Origin of the sequence: Micromonospora sp. NPDC049230 (genome assembly GCF_040647875.1) — a bacterium.
GTDB lineage: Bacteria > Actinomycetota > Actinomycetes > Mycobacteriales > Micromonosporaceae > Micromonospora.
Genome location: NZ_JBEZCZ010000048.1, coordinates 1 through 17163 on the forward strand (window position 1 = coordinate 1; position 17163 = coordinate 17163).

General features: G+C 71.8%; 16 protein-coding genes and 1 pseudogene. 12 read left to right on the forward strand and 5 right to left on the reverse strand.

Going from position 1 to position 17163, the window contains the following annotated elements:
* Nucleotides 1–56: 56 nt before the first annotated feature.
* Together AB0A95_RS29480 and AB0A95_RS29485 are read right to left on the reverse strand one after the other, a co-directional pair.
* On the reverse strand, nucleotides 57–1265 hold the full coding sequence (locus AB0A95_RS29480; RefSeq protein WP_357558999.1) for a hypothetical protein: 1209 nt from the start codon (nucleotides 1263–1265) through the stop codon (nucleotides 57–59).
* Nucleotides 1258–1794 (reverse strand): SigE family RNA polymerase sigma factor, encoded by a 537-nt coding sequence (locus tag AB0A95_RS29485; RefSeq protein ID WP_357559040.1) that lies wholly within the window; start codon nucleotides 1792–1794, stop codon nucleotides 1258–1260. Before AB0A95_RS29485 ends, AB0A95_RS29480 begins: the two co-directional genes overlap by 8 nt.
* Before the next feature lie 220 nt (nucleotides 1795–2014).
* Between AB0A95_RS29485 and AB0A95_RS29490 the strand changes: the two genes are divergently transcribed.
* A complete protein-coding gene (locus AB0A95_RS29490) occupies nucleotides 2015–2596 on the forward strand; it encodes an NADH-quinone oxidoreductase subunit B family protein (protein WP_357559000.1) in 582 nt (193 codons plus the stop codon).
* A 314-nt stretch (nucleotides 2597–2910) separates the two neighbouring features.
* Nucleotides 2911–4227, forward strand: a complete 1317-nt coding sequence (locus AB0A95_RS29495) for a DUF2252 domain-containing protein (RefSeq protein ID WP_357559001.1) — start codon at nucleotides 2911–2913, stop codon at nucleotides 4225–4227.
* 16 nt (nucleotides 4228–4243) lie between these two features.
* Here AB0A95_RS29495 and AB0A95_RS29500 read toward each other — a convergent pair whose 3' ends face one another.
* A complete protein-coding gene (locus AB0A95_RS29500; protein ID WP_357559002.1) occupies nucleotides 4244–5290 on the reverse strand; it encodes a glucose 1-dehydrogenase in 1047 nt (348 codons plus the stop codon).
* A 105-nt stretch (nucleotides 5291–5395) separates the two neighbouring features.
* Between AB0A95_RS29500 and AB0A95_RS29505 the strand changes: the two are divergent.
* A pseudogene (locus AB0A95_RS29505) lies at nucleotides 5396–5962 on the forward strand (NADH-quinone oxidoreductase subunit C); the annotation flags it as partial.
* 329 nt (nucleotides 5963–6291) lie between these two features.
* Nucleotides 6292–7254 carry a complex I subunit 1 family protein gene (locus tag AB0A95_RS29510; protein ID WP_357559003.1) on the forward strand — a complete coding sequence of 321 codons (963 nt, stop codon included), beginning with the start codon at nucleotides 6292–6294 and terminating at the stop codon, nucleotides 7252–7254.
* Between the two features lie 155 nt (nucleotides 7255–7409).
* Here the strand turns inward: AB0A95_RS29510 and AB0A95_RS29515 are convergent, their stop codons facing one another.
* Nucleotides 7410–8429, reverse strand: coding sequence for a glutathione S-transferase C-terminal domain-containing protein (locus AB0A95_RS29515; protein ID WP_357559004.1), 1020 nt, complete (start codon nucleotides 8427–8429; stop codon nucleotides 7410–7412).
* Nucleotides 8430–8508: 79 nt separating this feature from the next.
* On the opposite strand from AB0A95_RS29515, the gene AB0A95_RS29520 reads away from it, so the two are divergent.
* A complete protein-coding gene (locus AB0A95_RS29520; protein ID WP_357559005.1) occupies nucleotides 8509–8934 on the forward strand; it encodes an ester cyclase in 426 nt (141 codons plus the stop codon).
* On the opposite strand, the gene AB0A95_RS29525 is transcribed toward AB0A95_RS29520, so the two are convergent.
* The gene (locus AB0A95_RS29525; protein WP_357559006.1) at nucleotides 8915–9490 is read right to left on the reverse strand and encodes a Uma2 family endonuclease; all 576 of its coding nucleotides are present in this window, start codon (nucleotides 9488–9490) and stop codon (nucleotides 8915–8917) included. The two genes, AB0A95_RS29520 and AB0A95_RS29525, sit on opposite strands and share 20 nt — an antisense overlap.
* A 90-nt stretch (nucleotides 9491–9580) precedes the next feature.
* On the opposite strand from AB0A95_RS29525, the gene AB0A95_RS29530 reads away from it, so the two are divergent.
* The 7 genes from AB0A95_RS29530 (at nucleotide 9581) to htpX (ending at nucleotide 17102) form a co-directional block, all read left to right on the forward strand.
* Complete coding sequence (locus AB0A95_RS29530; RefSeq protein WP_357559007.1) at nucleotides 9581–10198, forward strand: NADH-quinone oxidoreductase subunit I; 618 nt, start codon at nucleotides 9581–9583, stop codon at nucleotides 10196–10198.
* A gap of 61 nt (nucleotides 10199–10259) precedes the next feature.
* Nucleotides 10260–10823 carry an NADH-quinone oxidoreductase subunit J gene (locus tag AB0A95_RS29535; protein ID WP_357559008.1) on the forward strand — a complete coding sequence of 188 codons (564 nt, stop codon included), beginning with the start codon at nucleotides 10260–10262 and terminating at the stop codon, nucleotides 10821–10823.
* The gene (nuoK, locus tag AB0A95_RS29540) at nucleotides 10820–11182 is read left to right on the forward strand and encodes an NADH-quinone oxidoreductase subunit NuoK (protein ID WP_357559009.1); all 363 of its coding nucleotides are present in this window, start codon (nucleotides 10820–10822) and stop codon (nucleotides 11180–11182) included. Before AB0A95_RS29535 ends, nuoK begins: the two co-directional genes overlap by 4 nt.
* Nucleotides 11179–13110 carry an NADH-quinone oxidoreductase subunit L gene (locus AB0A95_RS29545; RefSeq protein WP_357559010.1) on the forward strand — a complete coding sequence of 644 codons (1932 nt, stop codon included), beginning with the start codon at nucleotides 11179–11181 and terminating at the stop codon, nucleotides 13108–13110. The genes nuoK and AB0A95_RS29545 overlap by 4 nt, the downstream gene beginning before the upstream one ends.
* Nucleotides 13107–14615: an NADH-quinone oxidoreductase subunit M gene (locus tag AB0A95_RS29550; RefSeq protein WP_357559011.1), complete on the forward strand. Its 1509-nt coding sequence runs from the start codon at nucleotides 13107–13109 to the stop codon at nucleotides 14613–14615. The genes AB0A95_RS29545 and AB0A95_RS29550 overlap by 4 nt, the downstream gene beginning before the upstream one ends.
* Nucleotides 14612–16114, forward strand: coding sequence for an NADH-quinone oxidoreductase subunit N (locus tag AB0A95_RS29555; RefSeq protein WP_357559012.1), 1503 nt, complete (start codon nucleotides 14612–14614; stop codon nucleotides 16112–16114). The genes AB0A95_RS29550 and AB0A95_RS29555 overlap by 4 nt, the downstream gene beginning before the upstream one ends.
* Before the next feature lie 112 nt (nucleotides 16115–16226).
* The gene (htpX, locus tag AB0A95_RS29560) at nucleotides 16227–17102 is read left to right on the forward strand and encodes a zinc metalloprotease HtpX (RefSeq protein WP_357079374.1); all 876 of its coding nucleotides are present in this window, start codon (nucleotides 16227–16229) and stop codon (nucleotides 17100–17102) included.
* Nucleotides 17103–17163 lie beyond the last annotated feature (61 nt).

The following is a 17163-nucleotide window of genomic DNA, read 5'->3' on the forward strand; positions in this document are numbered from 1 at the left end:
CCCGCCCGCGCGCCGTTTCTTCTCCCCTCTTTTCTTTCCCCGGCCGCCGGCGACCGTCAGCCGTAGATGATCTTCATCTGCACCAGGTTGTCGGCTCTGCTGACGTCCGGCAGAACGTCACGTTCGCTGTCCATCGGCTGGACCTCCACGTCCGCCTTGTCCGTGCTCACCGTGTCGCCTTTGAACACATGGAAGTCCAGGTCCAGCCGTATCTCCGCCCCGGCGGCGAGCTGACCCAGACCGCAGACGATCGGGTCGATGGTCTCTGGGACGCCCGTGCACCTTTCCCACCCGTCGACGTCCGCGCGCACCACCGCGGGCACGCCCAACCGCAGCGCCACGTGGGCGACCGGGCCCGTGCCCCGGTTGCGGATCCGCACCGTGGCCGTACCCGTCCGGGAGCCGTCGTCCGCGACTTTCAGCACGAGGTCGCCGGTGGTGACCGCGACATCCGCCAGATTCGGGTTCGGGCCGAAGCTCGTCGGCCCGGAGACCTGGGTGAACGAACCATCCTTCCAGCGGTAGCCGCGCCACTGCCGCTGTGACCACTTGGCGGCCCAGCCACCCCCGGGAGCGATGTCACCGACCTGCACCCGGACCGTGCCGTCATCCACGACGTCGAGTGCGAACAGCCACTGCGGCTTGTCGATGGTGGTCGCGACCACGCGGCCGAGCGTCACGACCTTTCCCGTTTCGTCCCGGTCGAAGGCGACCACCTGCATCGGGCCACCGGTGCCGAGCCCGCACTGCACGAGCGCCATCGTCTCCACCGCCCCGTCCCCGTCGACGTCGCCGTGGTCGAGTGCCACGAGCCAGTTGACGCCCTCGCGATTCTCGCCGGAGATCTTTACCCCCGACGTCGGGCAGCCGCGCCCGGCCCGCCACGCGGGCAGCGTCACCGACGCACCGAGCAACTGGGACCTGCTGAACCGCCCGTCGGGCACACCGGGGGTGGGGCTGCCGCTTGGCGCGGAAGGGCTGGGGGTCGGGCTCTCCGGGCCACTCGGTGTGGGTGCCGGCGAGCCGCTCGGCGTCGGCTCGACCGGACCCGGCCGGTGGTCGGGCCCGTTCATCGTCGCGTACCCGAGGGCCGACCCGCCGAACAGCGCGAGCACCGCCCCGGCGGTGGCCACCCACCGACGACGGCCACGGCCTCGCACCGTCCGCCGGACGGCGGCGGGCCCGGGCACCTCGACCTCCTCCAACACGGTACGGCGGTAGCGGGTGAATTCTTCGGCCAGGCCAAAGGTCTCCTGCTCAGACATCCCGCACCTCCTCGTTGGTGTCGCGTAGCTGGCTGGCGAGTGCGGCCCGGCCCCGGTGCAGCCAGGACTTGACAGTCCCCTCGGCGACCTGTTCCTGGGCGGCGATCTCCGCGACAGTGAGGTCGGCGAGGTAGTGCAGGACGACGGCCCGCCGCTGCTTCGCCGGCAACGTCGCCAGCGCGGATTCGAGAGCCACCCGGTCCGGGCTGGGCTCCGGGACATGGGTCTCCCGCTGTCGCAGCAGCCACGTCTGGGCGGTGCGCAGTCGCCGCCAGCGGTTGTGCCCGAGATTCCAGGCGACCTTGCGTACCCAGGCCAGGGGGTCCTCGTATCCGACGATCCGGTCCCAGCGAGCGTACGCCCGGCAGAACGCCTCCTGAACCAGGTCCTGCGCCTGCCCACGGTCACCCGTGTACGCGGTCAGCTGCACCACGAGTCCCCGGAAGTGGGCGTGGTAGAAGTCGTCGAAGACCAGCTCTGCCGACGTGGTGGTTGTGCTTTCCGCTGGGTCTGGTGGGCGTCCACCCACCCGCACGTCTCTCGTCACAAGCACCCGTCCTCCCCGTGGTGGCCACCGGCGGTGCGTTCGCCAGCACCAGTCACACCTGCGGGCGTGACGGCGGGTTGCACGTCGGTTGGCGTCGATTCGTTGTCTGATCCGGGACATCGGGCCGTGCGCTCAGGCTGGTCACCGCCGGACCGCGAGGACGTCGCCTGTGATTCACTGTCGATGAGGAGAGGGGGCGCTCGTGCAGCTACCGGGAGTGCTCGGCGAGCCGATCCGGTTCGTGCTGAACTGGGGCCGCCGCTACTCGCTCTGGGTGTTCAACTTCGGTCTGGCCTGCTGCGCGATCGAGTTCATCGCCACCAGCATGGGTCGGCACGACTTCATCCGGCTCGGCGTGATCCCGTTCGCCCACGGCCCCCGCCAGGCCGACCTGATGGTGGTGTCCGGCACGGTGACCGACAAGATGGCCCCGGCGATCAAGCGGCTCTACGACCAGATGCCCGAGCCGAAGTACGTCATCTCGTTCGGCGCCTGCTCCAACTGCGGCGGCCCCTACTGGGACTCGTACTCGGTGACCAAGGGCGTCGACCAGCTCATCCCGGTCGACGTCTACGTGCCCGGCTGCCCACCCCGGCCGGAGGCCCTGCTGCACGGCATCCTGCGTCTGCAGGAAAAGATCGCCGCCGAGCAGTCCGGCCTGGGCGGTGTGCCGCAACGGGATCTGCTGGCCGCCCCGCTGGACGCCCCGCCCCGCGAGGCCGCCGCCCCGCGCTCCGTCGACTCCCTCACCGCCCCACCGGTACGCCCACCCACCGCGACCTGACGGCAGCCGACCGTCACCCGGGAGAAGTCGGGCGGAGGTCTGCCGCACGCTCATCAGCTGTTGGCCGCGCGACCAGCGTGATCTGTCCGAACCCAAGTCGGGTCCTCCCCTCATGGCAGCCGGAGCGGAACGCGCCCGACACCAGATAGACGTCAGCGAACCCACTGTTTGGTTGCCCTTGCCCGACAGCCAATTCGCCTTGATCCAGAATCGGCGATGCGATACCCCGTCGCCCCTCGCCTCAACCCGTCGGCCGCAGGGGCAAAGCGGATGTCCGACGTACGGGATTGCCGGGCCGGGCTAGCCTGCCCAACATGACCAGCTCCACGGACCAGCGGTCCGCCCACATCGTCGACGTGCTGACCGAGGAGTTCGGTGCGTCGATGGCGATCGACCCGGCCGCCTTCCGCCGGAAGTTCCGCAAGATGGCGGCCTCGCCGTTCGCCTTCTACCGGGGTAGCGCCGCCCTGTTCTACGCCGACCAGCTCGGCGACTTCGCCGACGACCGGTTCCTCGACGAGCGGACCAGCCGGGTGTGGATCCACGGTGACCTGCACGCGGAGAACTTCGGCACCTACATGAACGCGTCCGGGCAACTCGTGTTCAACGTCAACGACTTCGACGAGGCGTACGTCGGGCCGTTCACCTGGGACCTGCGCCGGCTCGCGGCAAGCGTGGCGTTGCTCGGCTACGGCAAGGCCCTCTCCGACAGGGCGATCGGGGACCTGGTCGCCGGCTTCGCCCGGTCGTACCTGACCGAGCTGCGGGCCATCGCCGCCGGCGGCGACGACGCGATCGGCTCGATCACCCTGGAGAACGCCGACGGTGTCCTGCGCCGGGTGCTCCAGCAGGCCCGGCTCAACACCCGCGTCGACCTGCTCGCCGCGCAGACCACCATCGACAACTACGAGCGGCGCTTCTCCGTCGGTGACGGGGTCTTCGAGATCGACGACGCCACCCGGGACCGGGTACGCGCCGCCTTCCAGGACTACCTGGGCACCCTGCCGACCGCCTCGACGCAGCTCCGGCCGGTGGCGGCGCGGATCAAGGACGTCGTGTTGCGCAAGGGCGTGGGCATCGGCTCGGCCGGGCTGCCCTCGTACAACCTGTTGCTGGAGGGGCACACCCAGGCCCTGGAGAACGACGTCGTCATCTACATGAAGCAGGCGCAGGTGCCGGCCGTGGCCCGGTACGTCACCGACGAGTCGGTCCGCGGCTACTTCCAGCACCAGGGGCACCGGACCGCCGAGTCGCAGCGGGCGTTGCAGGCGCACGCCGACCCGTGGCTGGGCTTCACCGAGCTGGACGGTGCCGGCCAGCTCGTCGCCGAGGTCTCCCCGTACGCCGCCGACCTGGACTGGTCGGACGTGAACGAGCCGGAGGAGTTGTCCGGAGTGCTCGTCGACCTGGGCCGGGCGGTGGCCCGGATGCACTCGGTCGCCGACGACGAGTCCAGTCACGACCTGGTGGACTACTCCACCGAGGAGGCGATCGTGGCCGCGGTGCACGACGACGAGTCGGGGTTCGTCACCCACCTGGTGGACTTCGCGCACGCGTACGGGGTGCGCGCCCGGCAGGACCACCAGCTCTTCGTCGACCTGTTCCGCAACGGCCGGCTGCCCGGCATCTGATCGGGCGGCGCGTCGCTCAGGACGCGAACTCCAGCACCACCTTGATGTCGTCCGGCCCGGGGGTGTACGCGTCGGCGTACCGGTTCACCGGCACCCGCCGGGTGATCAGCGACTCGAGCCAGACCTGGTCCGCGCGGGTGAGGGCCTGCGCGGCCATGTCCCAGTGCCGCCGGTTGGCGTTCACCGAGCCGAACACCACGTTGTTCTCCAACACCAACGCCCGGTTGAGCGCACCGGCGTCGAAGTCGATGCTCCGACCACCGCTGGACACCCCGGCCAGGCAGACGATCCCGTTCGGGGCCGCCTTGCACATGACGTCCAGGACCACAGTGGGCGCGCCGGTGCACTCGATCACCACGTCCGGCTCGAACGGCAGGTCGTTGACCGGCACCGCGTGGTAGGTGGCGCCGAGCCCGGCGACCAGCTCCGGCTTCGGCCCGTCGGTCGCCCGGTCCAGCACGTGCACGGTGAGCCCGCGCTGGGCGCCGAGCAACGCGGCCAGCAGACCGATCGGCCCGGCCCCGGTCACCAGGACGGTCTGCGGCTGCCACTCGGCCCGGTGCCCGATCCGCTCGATGTGGTCCCAGGCCTTCGCCACCACACTCGTCGGCTCCAGCAGAACGCCGACCTGGGCCAGCGCCGGGTCGAGCTTGACCGCGAACTGGGGTTCGATCCGCCAGCGGTCGCGGGCGAACCCGGGTAGCGCCTTGATGCCGTGCTCGGTGTACCGACCGTTGCGGCACATGTCCCACTCGCCGACCGCGCAGTTCGAGCAGGGGACCGGGTCGGGATGTCGGACGATCCCGGCCACCAGGTCACCGGGTCGCAGGGTGCCGCTGGCGTCCTCGATCACCCGGCCCAGCGACTCGTGCCCGATGACCAGGCGGTCCGCACCCGGCGGCGCCTCGCCGTAGTCTCCGGCGATGATCTCGTGGTCCGTGCCGCAGATGCCGACGGCCAGCGCCTCGACCAGGACCGAGCCCTCCTCGGCAGGCGGCTCCGGCCGATCCTCGACGAGGCTCAGCGAGTTGGCGACCCCGGGTTTCACAGTCACAGCGCGCACGCCCTCATCTTTCCCCGCCGGGGGCCGCGCCGCGCCCAAAGCTGGCAGTTCATCTGGCGTCGGCGTCGGCCAGCCGGGGACCCGACAGGCCCTAAGATCAGCGGCATGACTCCCGAAGAGGTCGGCGCTCGGCTGGTCGCGCTGCTCGCGCCGGTCGCGGTGACCCCGTCGGTCTCCGGCGGGCAACGGTTCGCCCGCGCCACCGTCGACGTGCCGCCGGAGAGCTGGCTGACCGCCGTTCGTGCCGCCCGCGACGACACCGAGCTGGCCTGCGACTTCTTCGACTGGCTCTCCGCTGTCGACGAGTTGACCGACGGCTTCGACGTGGTGGCGCACCTCTGGTCGACGCGACTGCGGCACGGAGTGCTGCTGCGCACCAGGCTGCCGCGCGGCGCTCCCACCGTGGCCTCGGTGGTCGACGTCTACCCGGGTGCCGCCTGGCACGAGCGGGAGACACACGAGATGTTCGGCATCGACTTCGCCGGCCACGGGGAGTTGCTGCCGCTGTTGCTGCCACCGGAGTTCGAGGGCCACCCGCTGCGCAAGGAGTTCGTGCTCGCTTCCCGGGTGGCGAAGCCCTGGCCGGGCGCCAAGGAGCCGGGCGAGTCCGAGGCCGGTGGCGGACGCCGGCCGATCCGCCCGCCGGGCGTTCCCGCTCCGGGCGAGTGGGGGACCACGCCCACCCCGGCCGGCGCCGGCGGCCTGGGGGAGGGCCCGCGCGGCGGCACCCCGGCCCGCCCGGCCGGTGAACGTCCGGCGCGGCCCGCCCCGGGGGCCCGTCCGGCGCGTACTCCCCGGTCTGCCGCGGGTGACAACGGCCCGGCTGCGTCGGCGCGGCCCGCGCCCGCTGACGACCCGGCCTCGCCCGCGCGGCCCGCGCCCGCTGACGACCCGGCCGTGCCCGCTGACGGGGGCGGCTCGGCTGACCCGGCGGGGTCGGGTCCGGTCGCGGACCCGCCGGCACGGGACGACCGCACCGACGACGACGGGGGTACGGCCTGATGCCGCTCTGGGTGGAGCTGGTGCTGCGGGTGGGTGGCGTGCTTGTCGCGTTCCTCACCCTGCCGTTGCTTGTCGGCCAGGCCGAGCACAAGGTGATGGCGCACATGCAGGGCCGGCTCGGTCCGATGTACGCGGGCGGTTTCCACGGGTGGGCCCAGTTGGTCGCGGACGGGGTCAAGTTCGTGCAGAAGGAGGACGTGACCCCGCGCGAGGCCGACCGGGCGGTGTTCCGGCTGGCCCCGGCGGTGGCCCTGGTGCCCTACCTGCTGGTGCTGCTGGTCATCCCGCTCGGCCCGAACGACCTGGTCGGGCAACCGTTGGACATCGGCCTGTTCTTCGTGCTGGCCGTGGTCGGTGTCGGTGTGGTGGCGGTGCTCATGTCGGCGTGGGCGTCGGCCAACAAGTACAGCCTGCTCGGTGGGCTGCGGGGTGCCGCCCAGTTGCTCGGTTACGAGCTGCCGCTGGTGCTGGCCGCCGCGTCGGTGGCGATGGCGGCGGGCACGCTCAGCCTCTCCGGGATCGTCGAGGCGTGGCAGCCGTGGTGGCTGCTCTGGCAGGCACCCGCGATGATCGTCTTCTTCGTCGCCGGGCTGGCCGAGATCCGCCGGCCGCCGTTCGACATGCCGGTGGCCGACTCGGAGCTGGTCTTCGGCTACATGACCGAATACACAGGTCTGCGCTTCGCCTTCTTCCTGCTCGCCGAGTACGTCGGCATCGTGGTGATCGCCGCGCTGACCACTGTGCTGTTCCTCGGTGGGTGGCAGGGCCCGTTCGCCGACGATCAGTTGGGTTGGCTCTGGACGCTGCTCAAGATCTTCGCGGTGTCCTTCGTGATCATCTGGCTACGGGTGTCCTACCCCCGGCTCCGCGAGGACCAACTCCAGCGCCTCTGCTGGCTGGTGCTGGTGCCCGCCTCCCTGGCACAGCTGGTCCTAACCGCAGCAGTCCGAATAGCCCTGTAGCAGCCCCACCCCACCCCACCCCACCCACCCCGCCCCGCCCCGCCCCCCCTGCTTCGCGTCGATCATGGAGTTGTGGTGCCCGGAATGTGGCGGACAACACCGACTTGTCACCCACCACAACTCCATGATCGACGGGCTGGGCGAGGGCGGCCCGGTCAGCGGAGCGGGGTGTGGGCTGGGTCTACTGGTTCGGTGGGGGGTGGGGGTGGGGTGCCTTCGCCGAAGGGGCGGCCGCCCAGGGCCTCCCGACCGTGTGGGGTGACCCAGTTGGACAGGTCGGGGCCGAGCGGCACGATCCCGGTCGGGTTGATGTCGCGGTGCACCTCGTAGTAGTGCCGCTTGATGTGGTCGAAGTCGATGGTGTCGCCGAAGCCGGGGGTCTGGAACAGGTCCCGGGCGTACGCCCACAGCACCGGCATCTCACTGAGCTTCTGCCTGTTGCACTTGAAGTGGCCGTGGTAGACCGGGTCGAAGCGGACCAGCGTGGTGAACAGCCGCACGTCGGCCTCGGTGATGGTGTCCCCGACCAGGTAACGCTGGTCGGTCAGCCGCTCGGTCAACCAGTCCAGTCGGTCGAAGAGCCGGTGGTACGCCTTGTCGTACGCCTCCTGGCTGCCGGCGAACCCGCACCGGTAGACGCCGTTGTTGACGTCCCGGAAGACCACGTCGTTCACCTCGTCGATCTGTTCCCGCAGGTGTTCGGGGTAGAGCTGCGGGGCGCCGTCGCGGTGGTACGCGCCCCACTGCGTGGACAGGTCCAGGCTCATCTGCGCGTAGTCGTTGGTCACCACCTGCCCGGTCGGCACGTCGACGATCGCCGGGACGGTGATGCCGCGCTCGTAGCCGGGGAAGCGCTTGAAGTACGCCTCCTGGATGCGCTCGATGCCGAGCACCGGGTCCCGCCCGCCCGGGTCAAGGTCGAAGGTCCAGCTCCGGGCGTCGTGGGTCGGCCCGGCCACCGCCATCGAGATGGCGTCCTCCAGGCCGAGCAGCCGGCGCACGATGATCAGACGGTTGGCCCACGGGCAGGCGCGACTGACCGCCAGTCGGTACCGACCCGGCTCCACCGGGTACCCGTTGCGCCCGTCCTTGGTGATCCGGGTGGCGATGTACCGCTGGTCGCGGGTGAACTCGCTGCCCGGCTCGACGTACTTCCCGCCTGGTTCCTCGCCCACGTCACCCTCCCGGTCCGGTCAGTGTCTCTACCCCATCCTTGCGGATCTACTGCCCAGCGATGCCGGATACCCTGCCGGCATGACGGATGTGGAGGCTGCGGCACGGCGGTTCGTCACCGACGTGTGGAACGCCCGCCGGGAGGAGTCGGCGTACGAGTTGATCGCCGAGGAGTGCCCGGGGCTGGGCGGCACCGGCCCGGAGGCGACGCTGGCCTGGCACCGGGAGCGGCGGGCGGCCTTCCCGGACCTGCGCTACAAGATCGTGGACGTGGTGGCGGCCGGCGAGCGGGTGGCGGTGCACTGGCGGGCCGCCGGCACGCACGCCGGGCAGTTCGGGCCGGTGCCGCCGACCGGGCAGGTGGTCAGCTACTCCGGTGCGTCGTTCCTCCGCTTCGACCCGACGGGCCGGATCGTCGAGGTGTGGAGCTGCAACGAGCTGTTCCAACTCCTCCAGCAGCTCGGCGTCGAGATGCTCCCACCGGCCGTCAGCGGACCCGGGGCCTGATCCGGCTGAGCGGCAGGTTGATCGGAAAGGGCTCGCCGGTGTCGACGACCGTCGTCCACCGCCCCGTCTCGCGGTAGACCTGGCTCACCGCGTCGATCCGGTAGGTCACGACCTCCAACGCGCCACCCTGCGTCTCGATCCGCCAGTAGAAGGGGATGCCCGCCTGGGCGTACAGCGCCGGCTTCACCAACCGGTCCAGTGTCTCGGTGCCCTCGCCGACGACCTCGACGGCGAGTACGACGTCGGCGGGGGCGTACCAGTGCCGGTGCCCTTCGTCGTTCGCGGCGTGGAGGATCACCCCGTCGGGCACGAACGTCCGTCTGTCGCTCAGTCGCACCTCCACGCCGTGGACGCCGTCACACCCGTCTGGTGACATGTCGTCAAGCGCGGCCATGAGACGTGCCGTGAGCTTCTGGTGCGTGGTTCGCGGAGGCGGCGGCACGAGCAGAATGCCGTCGAGCAGTTCACGGCGGCGATTGTCGTCGGGAAGTCTGTCGAGATCGTCGGTGGTCCAGCCGCCCTCCGGAGTGCAAAACCTTTCTAGTTCGGTAGTCATCGATCCTCCGGCCGGTTCGCGCACCCTACGTACACCCTAGGGTCGTCGACCTGTGGGTGGTGGTCGCGCGCGCCGGGGCCACAGGGCAGGATGGTCGACATGACCGACCCCAGCGAGCACGGCGACCCGCCCGGCGCCACCAGCGCGCGCGGCCTGCCCGGTGCGGGCCTGGTAAAGGGGCTGGCGGTCACCCTCAAGACGATGACCAGCCGCTCCACCACCCAGCAGTACCCGGACGTGGCCCCCGACCTGCCGCCCCGCTCGCGTGGCGTGATCGCGCTGTCGGAGGAGAACTGCACAGTCTGCATGCTCTGTGCCCGGGAGTGTCCGGACTGGTGCATCTACATCGACTCGCACAAGGAGGAGGTGGTGGTGCCCGGCGCCGCCCGCCCCCGGCAGCGCAACGTGCTCGACAAGTTCGACATCGACTTCTCACTCTGCATGTACTGCGGCATCTGCATCGAGGTCTGCCCGTTCGACGCGCTCTACTGGTCTCCCGAGTTCGAGTACGCCGAGTACGACATCAAGGACCTGCTGCACGACAAGGACCACCTCGGCCAGTGGATGGCCACCGTCCCGGCGCCACCGGCGCACGACCCGAACGGGGAGCCGGCCAAGGAGGAGACCGCCGCCGCCCGCAAGGCCGCCGCCGCGCGTCCGGCTCCTCCAGCGGTACGCCCCGACGCCGACCAGGACCCCACGTCGTGACCGCCGGAACTGGAGAAGCGGCCCGGGCTGGCGAGGCCGCCCGAGTTGGCGAGGCCGCCCGGTGACCGGCGCGGACGTGCTGCTGCTCGCCCTCGGCGCGGTGGCGGTCGGCGCCGGCGTGCTGGTGGTGACCACGAAGCACCTGGTCCGGGCGGGCCTCTACCTGGTGGTGTGCCTGGGCGCGCTGGCCGGTGACTTCCTGGTGCTCAGCGCCGAGTTGGTGGCCTGGGTGCAGGTGCTGATCTACGTGGGCGCGGTGGTGGTCCTGCTGCTGTTCGCGGTGATGCTGACCCGGGCCCCGATCGGTGCCTCCGACGACCTGGACCGGCCGGGCTGGCCGGCCGCCCTGATCGGTGGCGGCGCCGGGCTGGGGCTGACCGTCCTGCTCGTCGACGCGTACCGCTGGAGCACCGTCGCGCTCCCGGACGCGGGCACCGCCGAGCGGCTGGGTGAGCAGATCTTCCAGTCCTGGGTGCTGCCGTTCGAGGTGCTCTCGGTGTTGCTGCTGTCCGCCCTGGTGGGTGCGATCGTGCTGTCCCGGCCCGACATCGGCCGAGCTGGCACCGGCGCGGCTCCCACCGCCGATCGGCCCGGGTTCGACGTCAGCACCGGGGGCCGCCGGTGAGGCCGGTCATCCCGTACGTCACCGCCGCGCTGCTGTTCGGCCTCGGCGTGTACGGCGTGCTGCGCCGGCGCAACGCCGTACTGGTGCTGATGTCCGTCGAGTTGATGCTCAACGCGGTAAACCTGATCCTGGTCACCGCGGACACCACAGCCCGCGCCGTGTTGCCGCACTCGGGGCAGGTCTTCGCGCTGTTCGTGATCGTCCTCGCCGCCGCCGAGATCGGGGTGGGGTTGGCGATCGTCCTCCAGCTCTACCGGCTGCGGGCCAGCGTCGCGGTGGACGACGTGCCGCTGACCGAGCCGGCGCACCCCGTCGGCGGGCGCGAGCCGACCGTCCAGAACACGGAGGCTGGTCGGTGACCGGGCTGCTCGGGGCGCTGCTGCCCGCCGTACCACTTGTCGCCGGCCTGGCCGGCCTGCTGCTGCCGCCGGCGCCTCGGCGCACCGGCGCGACCGGCGGCGACCGGGCTCGGACGATCGCCGTGACGCTCGGCGTCACCGGTGCGGCGGGCGCGTTGGCGTTGGCCGTCGCGCTGCTGCTCACCGTCGACGGGCCGACCGAGACGTCGAGCACCTGGGTCGACGTCGGCGGGTTGGCGGTGACGCTCGGCGTCCGGCTGGACGGTGCCGCCGCGCTTGTCGCGGTGGCGGTCACTGCTGTCGCCCTGGCGGTGCAGGTCTACTCGATCGGCTACCTGCGGCGTGGTCCGCACGACGATGTCGACGTCGACCACCGCTACCCCCCGTACGCCGCACAGATCAGCCTCTTCACCGGCGCCATGCTGCTGGTGGTGGTCGCCGGTGACCTGCTCATGCTGTTGGTCGGCTGGGAGGTGATGGGCCTCTGCTCGTACCTGCTCATCGCCCACGACCGCCGACTGCCCAGCGCGCCGGCCGCCGCGATGAAGGCGTTCCTGGTGACCCGGGTCGGCGACGTCGGGTTCCTGCTCGGCATCGCGCTGCTGGGCGTGTCGACTGGCAGTTTCCGGATCGCCGACGTGCTCGCCCACGACCACTCCACAGCGACGTTGACCGCCGCCGGCCTGCTGTTGCTCGCCGGGGTGGCCGGTAAGAGCGCGCAGTTCCCGCTGCACACCTGGTTGCCGGACGCGATGGCCGGCCCGACGCCGATCTCCGCGCTGATCCACGCCGCGACGATGGTCGCCGCCGGGGTGTACGCGGTGGCCCGCCTCTACCCGCTGTTCACTGCCGCGCCGGTGACGCTGACCGTGCTCGGGGTGCTCGGCGCGATCACGCTGCTGCTCGGCGCGCTCGCCGCCACCGCTCAGGACGACATCAAGCGGGTGCTGGCCTGGTCGACGGTGTCCCAGTTGGGCTACATGACCGGCGCGTTGGCGGTCGGCTCGCCGTCGGCGGCGCTGTTCCACCTGCTCACCCATGCCGCGTTCAAGGCGTTGCTGTTCCTCGCCGCGGGTGCGGTGATCCACGCCGTGGGCACCACCCTGATGTCGGAGATGGGCGGGCTGTGGCGCAGCATGCCTGTGACGTTCTGGTGCACAGTGGTGGGCCTGGGCGCGCTGGCCGGGGTGCCGCCGCTCGCCGGTTTCTGGAGCAAGGACGGCGTCCTCACGGTGGCCGAGGCCGCCGCGCTGGAGGGCACCGGCCCGGCACCGTCGTGGGTGGGCTGGATCGTCTGGGTCGCCGGGTTGGTCGGCGTGGCGATCACCGCCTGGTACGCCGGCCGGCTGCTCCTGCGCGCCTTCTTCGGCACACCGCGCCTGCCGCTGGTCCGGCCGCACGATCCGCCCGCGGTGCTGCGCTGGCCGGTGCTGCTGCTGACCGTGCCGGCCGCGCTGCTCGGTCTGGCCGGGTTCGTCGGGGCGTTCGCCGACCGCCTGCGGTTCCCGACGGTGCCGGTGGCGGGTTCCGAGGACGGCCTGGTCCACGTGGGCCCGGCCATGCTGCTGCCGCTCGCGTTGCTGCTGGTCGGGGCGGGGCTTGTCACGCTGGGCTGGCGTCGGGACCCGACCGCCGACCCGGCGGACGCGCTGGGTCCGCTGCGGCCGGTCTTCGCCCGCGCGTTCCGGCTCGACGACGTCCAGCACACCCTTGTGGTACGCCCCGTCCGCGCGCTGGCCCGCGTCGTGCGCGCCGGTGACGAGGTGGTGGTGGACGGTGCCGTCGAGGGCAGCGGGCGGGTCGCGACCGGCCTGGGTGCGGGGCTGGCCGCGCTGCACCGGGCGGCGCTGCCCCGGGCCGCCGCCGGTGTGCTGGCCGGTGCCCTGCTGATCGGGCTGGCCGCAGCGCTGATCGGGGTGAACCGATGACGTTTGGGCAGGTGTTGCTGGTTGCCGTGCTGGCGGTGCCGGCGCTGGGTGCGGTCGCGGTGGCGGCGACGCCCCGGGACCGGGCGGCCCGGCTGGTCGGCACCGTGGCGGCGGCACTGACCCTGCTGGCCGCGGTGCCGCTGGTGTTCGATCGGCGGGGCTGGTTCGCCTGGTCGGCGGACGCCCCGGCGGTGCGTCCGTGGCACCAACTGGACCTGCCCTGGGTGCCCGGTCTGGAGTTGCGCTTCCACCTCGGCGTCGACGGCATCTCCTGGCCGCTCGTGGTGTTGACCGCGCTGCTCACGCTGCTCTGCTGCGCGTACACGGTGTGGCGGGTGCCCGACGGCGGCAGCGGCCGGGCGTTGGTGGCGCTGCTGTTGGTGGTCGAGGTGGGCATCCTGGGCACCTTCCTCGCCCTGGACCTGGTGCTGTTCTTCCTCTTCTTCGAGGTCGTCCTGCTGCCGATGTACGCGATCATCGCCGGCTGGGGCGGCGCGGACCGGCGTCGGGCGGCCCGCAAGTTCGCGCTCTACACCCTGTTCGGCTCGGTGTTGCTGCTGGTCGGCGTCTACGTGGTGGTCGCGGCGACCGGCACCGCCGACGTGGTGGCGTTGACCGGTGGCGCGGGGATGTCCAGGGGCACCCAGTTGGCGGCGTTCACCCTGCTGGCGCTGGCGTTCGCGGTGAAGAGCCCGCTGTGGCCGTTGCACTCCTGGCTGCCCGACGCGCACACCCAGGCCCCCACGGTGGGCAGTGTGGTGCTGGCCGGGGTGCTGCTGAAGATGGGCACGTACGGGCTGATCCGGGTGGCGGTGGGGGTGGCGCCGGAGGGCGCCCGGTGGGCGGCGCCGGTGCTCGGTGTGCTGGCCGTCGCCGCGATCCTGGTCGGTGCGCTCGCCTGTCTGGCGCAGGGCGACGTGAAGCGGCTGATCGCGTACTCCAGTGTGGGGCACATGGGCTTCGTGCTGCTGGGCGTCGCCACGCTGACCACCGTCGGCATCCAGGCGGCGTTGATCGGCAACATCGCGCACGGGGTGATCACCGCTCTGCTGTTCTTCCTGGCCGGTGCGGTGAAGGACCGTACCGGCACCGGCACCCTCGCTGAGTTGTCCGGCCTGCGGGAGACCGCGCCCCGGTTGGCCGGCCTGCTGGCGTTCGCGGCGATCGCGTCACTCGGTCTGCCCGGGTTGGCCGGCTTCTGGGGTGAGGCGTTCGCGGTGATCGCCGCCGTGCAGGTGGGCGGCCCGCTCTGGACCACCCTCGGGGTGCTGGCGGCGGTCGGCGGCGCGCTCACCGCCGCGTACTTCCTGCGGCTGCTGCGCCAGGTCACCCACCACCGGCCGAGTGTCGCCGTCGATCGGGTTGGCCCTGGCCTGGGCGGTGCGGAGCTGACCGCGTGGGTGCCGCTGGTGCTGCTCGCGTTGGCCATCGGGCTGGCGCCGGCGCTGGTCCTCGGCGTCGCCGAGGCCCCCGTCGACGCCCTGATCGGGGTGGTCAAACCATGAACGTCGCGCAGAGCGTGGACAGCGTGGCGCTGCTGCCGGCCTACCTGGCCGCCGGCACTGCCGTCCTCGTGCTCATCACCGACCTGCTGGTGGCCCGGCCTCGGGCCACCATCGCGGTGGCCGCGCTGGGCGCGCTCGGCACCGCCGTCGGTGCCGTCCTGGTCGGCGCGGCCGGGGAGCGGCGGACGTTCTGTGTCGGCGCGGACTGCTCCTGGGTCTTCGGCGGTCGGGCCGCGCTCGTCGGCGCGGTGGTGGCGCTGCTCACCCTGGGCGTGCTCGGGTTGTCCGTGCCGGCGCTGCGGACGGGGCGGTCGCCGGTGGGGGAGTACTGCTTCCTGTTGGCCTGCTCGATGACCGGTGGCGTGGTGCTCGGCGCGGCCGGCGACCTGATCACGCTGATCGTCGCCCTGGAGACGCTGACCCTGCCGCTGTACGTGCTTGTCGGCCTGCGTCGCGGCAGCCTCGCCAGCGCCGAGGCGGCACTTACCTTCTTCGTGGTCAGCGTGGTGGCCACCACCATCACGCTGCTCGGCGCGGCGCTGCTGTACGCGGTGACCGGCGGGCTGCACCTGGACCGGCTCGGCGCACTGCTCGCCGAGCGGCCGGAGGTGCGGGACCTGCCGCTGACCACTGCGGCGGTGGCGCTGCTGCTCGTCGGGTTGGCCTTCAAGGTGGCGGCGGTGCCGTTCCACGCCTGGGCGCCGGCCACCTACGACGGGGCGCCGCTGCCGGTGGCCGCGTACCTGTCCACGGCGTCGAAGCTGGGTGGACTGGTCGCGCTGCTCGCCGTGGTGCAGCGGGCGCTGCCGGCCGAGCAGACCGGCCCGGTGCTCGCCGTGCTCGCGGTGCTCACCATGACCGTCGGCAACCTGGTCGCGCTGCGCCAGCGGCGGACGGTCCGGCTGCTGGCCTGGTCGTCCGTCGCGCAGGCGGGCTACATCCTCGCCCCGCTGGGCGCGTTGGCGCTGGCCGCCGGCCGCACCGGCGAGGCACGCTCCGCCGCGTACGCCGCCGCGGTGGCGTACGCCGTCTTCTTCGTGGTGTTGGAGTTGGCCGCGTTCGCCGGGGTGACCGCGCTGCGCCCGGCCGGTGCGGATGGCGGCACGATTGACGACCTGCGCGGGGCGGCCCGCCGGCACCCGTGGCGAGCCGCGGCGCTCGGTCTCGCGCTCGTGGGTCTGGCCGGTCTGCCGCCGGGGCTGGCCGGCCTGTTCGCCAAGGTGACGGTGGTGCGGGCGTTGCTGGACGGCGGGGCGGCCTGGCTGGCGCTTGTGGTGGCGCTGAACGCGGTGATCGGGCTGGCGTACTACCTGCGGGTGACCGCCGCGCTCTGGGCACCGGTGACGACCACGCCGGGCCCGGCCGCGGCGTCAGCCGGTGACGGTGCGGTCGCCGTACCCCTGGTGGGTGTGGTGGCAGTGGTGCTGGCGGTGGCGACGGTGGCCGCCGTGGTCCTGGGCCTCGCCCCGCAGGTGGTGCTCGACCTGGCCGGGCGCTGACCTGCGAATTCCAGTCTCAGTGAACTCTCAGCGTTGAGACGGATGGTTGGCGGGTACCGGGTTGTTGCACCGGTCAGCGGATCCCGGCGATCCGTGCACCGAAGGAGAGATCGTGCACCACAACCGTCTGAAGACCGCCGCACTGCTCGGCCTGCTCTCCGCGCTGATTCTCGCGGTGGGCTACGGGTTCGGTGGCAGTGGCGGCCTGGTCATCGCCGTCCTCATCTCGCTTGTCATGAACGGCGTCACCTACTTCTACTCCGACAAGCTCGCACTGCGCTCGATGGGTGCGCAACCGGTCACCGAGGCACAGTTCCCCGAGCTGTACCGGATGGTGCGGGAATTGGCGACCGACGCCCGGCAGCCGATGCCGCGGCTGTACGTGAGCCCGACCGCGCAGCCCAACGCGTTCGCCACGGGTCGTAACCCGCAGCACGCGGCGGTCTGCGTCACCCAGGGCATCACCGAGATCCTCGACTACCGCGAGCTGCGCGGGGTGATCGGGCACGAGCTGTCGCACGTCTACAACCGGGACATCCTGATCTCCAGCGTGGCAGCCGGCCTGGCCAGCATCATCACCCTGCTGGCGAACCTCGCGTTCTTCATCCCGCTGGGCGGTGGGGACGACGAGGACCGGCCGAACCCGGCAGTGCTGCTGCTCACCCTGATCCTCGGCCCGATCGCGGCCACCGTGATCCAGTTGGCGATCAGCCGGAGCCGCGAGTTCCAGGCGGACGCCTCGGGCGCGGAGTTGAGCCGCGACCCGCTGGCCCTGGCCAGCGCACTCCGCAAGATCGACGCGGTGGCCAGCCGTCGGCCGCTGCCGGCTCAGGGCCAGCTCACCAGCACCGCCCACCTCATGATCGCCAACCCGTTCCGGGGCGGCGGCATGGCCGCGCTCTTCTCCACCCACCCGAAGATGGAGGACCGCGTCGCCCGGCTGGAGCAGATGGCCCGCAACTCGGGGCCTGTGCAGTTCCAACGCTGACCCGCTGAATCACCGCTCCGCCCGTACCCGCGCCCGGGTACGGGCGGAGCGCTGTATTTCG

What these genes read in the sequence shown, in the direction of transcription:
- AB0A95_RS29480 (WP_357558999.1), bottom strand. Translation starts at nt 1,265, where the DNA reads ATGTCTGAGCAGGAGACCTTTGGCCTGGCCGAAGAATTCACCCGCTAC.
- AB0A95_RS29495 (WP_357559001.1), top strand. Translation starts at nt 2,911, where the DNA reads ATGACCAGCTCCACGGACCAGCGGTCCGCCCACATCGTCGACGTGCTG.
- AB0A95_RS29550 (WP_357559011.1), top strand. Translation starts at nt 13,107, where the DNA reads ATGACGTTTGGGCAGGTGTTGCTGGTTGCCGTGCTGGCGGTGCCGGCG.
- AB0A95_RS29520 (WP_357559005.1), top strand. Translation starts at nt 8,509, where the DNA reads ATGACGGATGTGGAGGCTGCGGCACGGCGGTTCGTCACCGACGTGTGG.
- AB0A95_RS29510 (WP_357559003.1), top strand. Translation starts at nt 6,292, where the DNA reads ATGCCGCTCTGGGTGGAGCTGGTGCTGCGGGTGGGTGGCGTGCTTGTC.
- AB0A95_RS29555 (WP_357559012.1), top strand. Translation starts at nt 14,612, where the DNA reads ATGAACGTCGCGCAGAGCGTGGACAGCGTGGCGCTGCTGCCGGCCTAC.
- AB0A95_RS29525 (WP_357559006.1), bottom strand. Translation starts at nt 9,490, where the DNA reads ATGACTACCGAACTAGAAAGGTTTTGCACTCCGGAGGGCGGCTGGACC.
- AB0A95_RS29530 (WP_357559007.1), top strand. Translation starts at nt 9,581, where the DNA reads ATGGTCGACATGACCGACCCCAGCGAGCACGGCGACCCGCCCGGCGCC.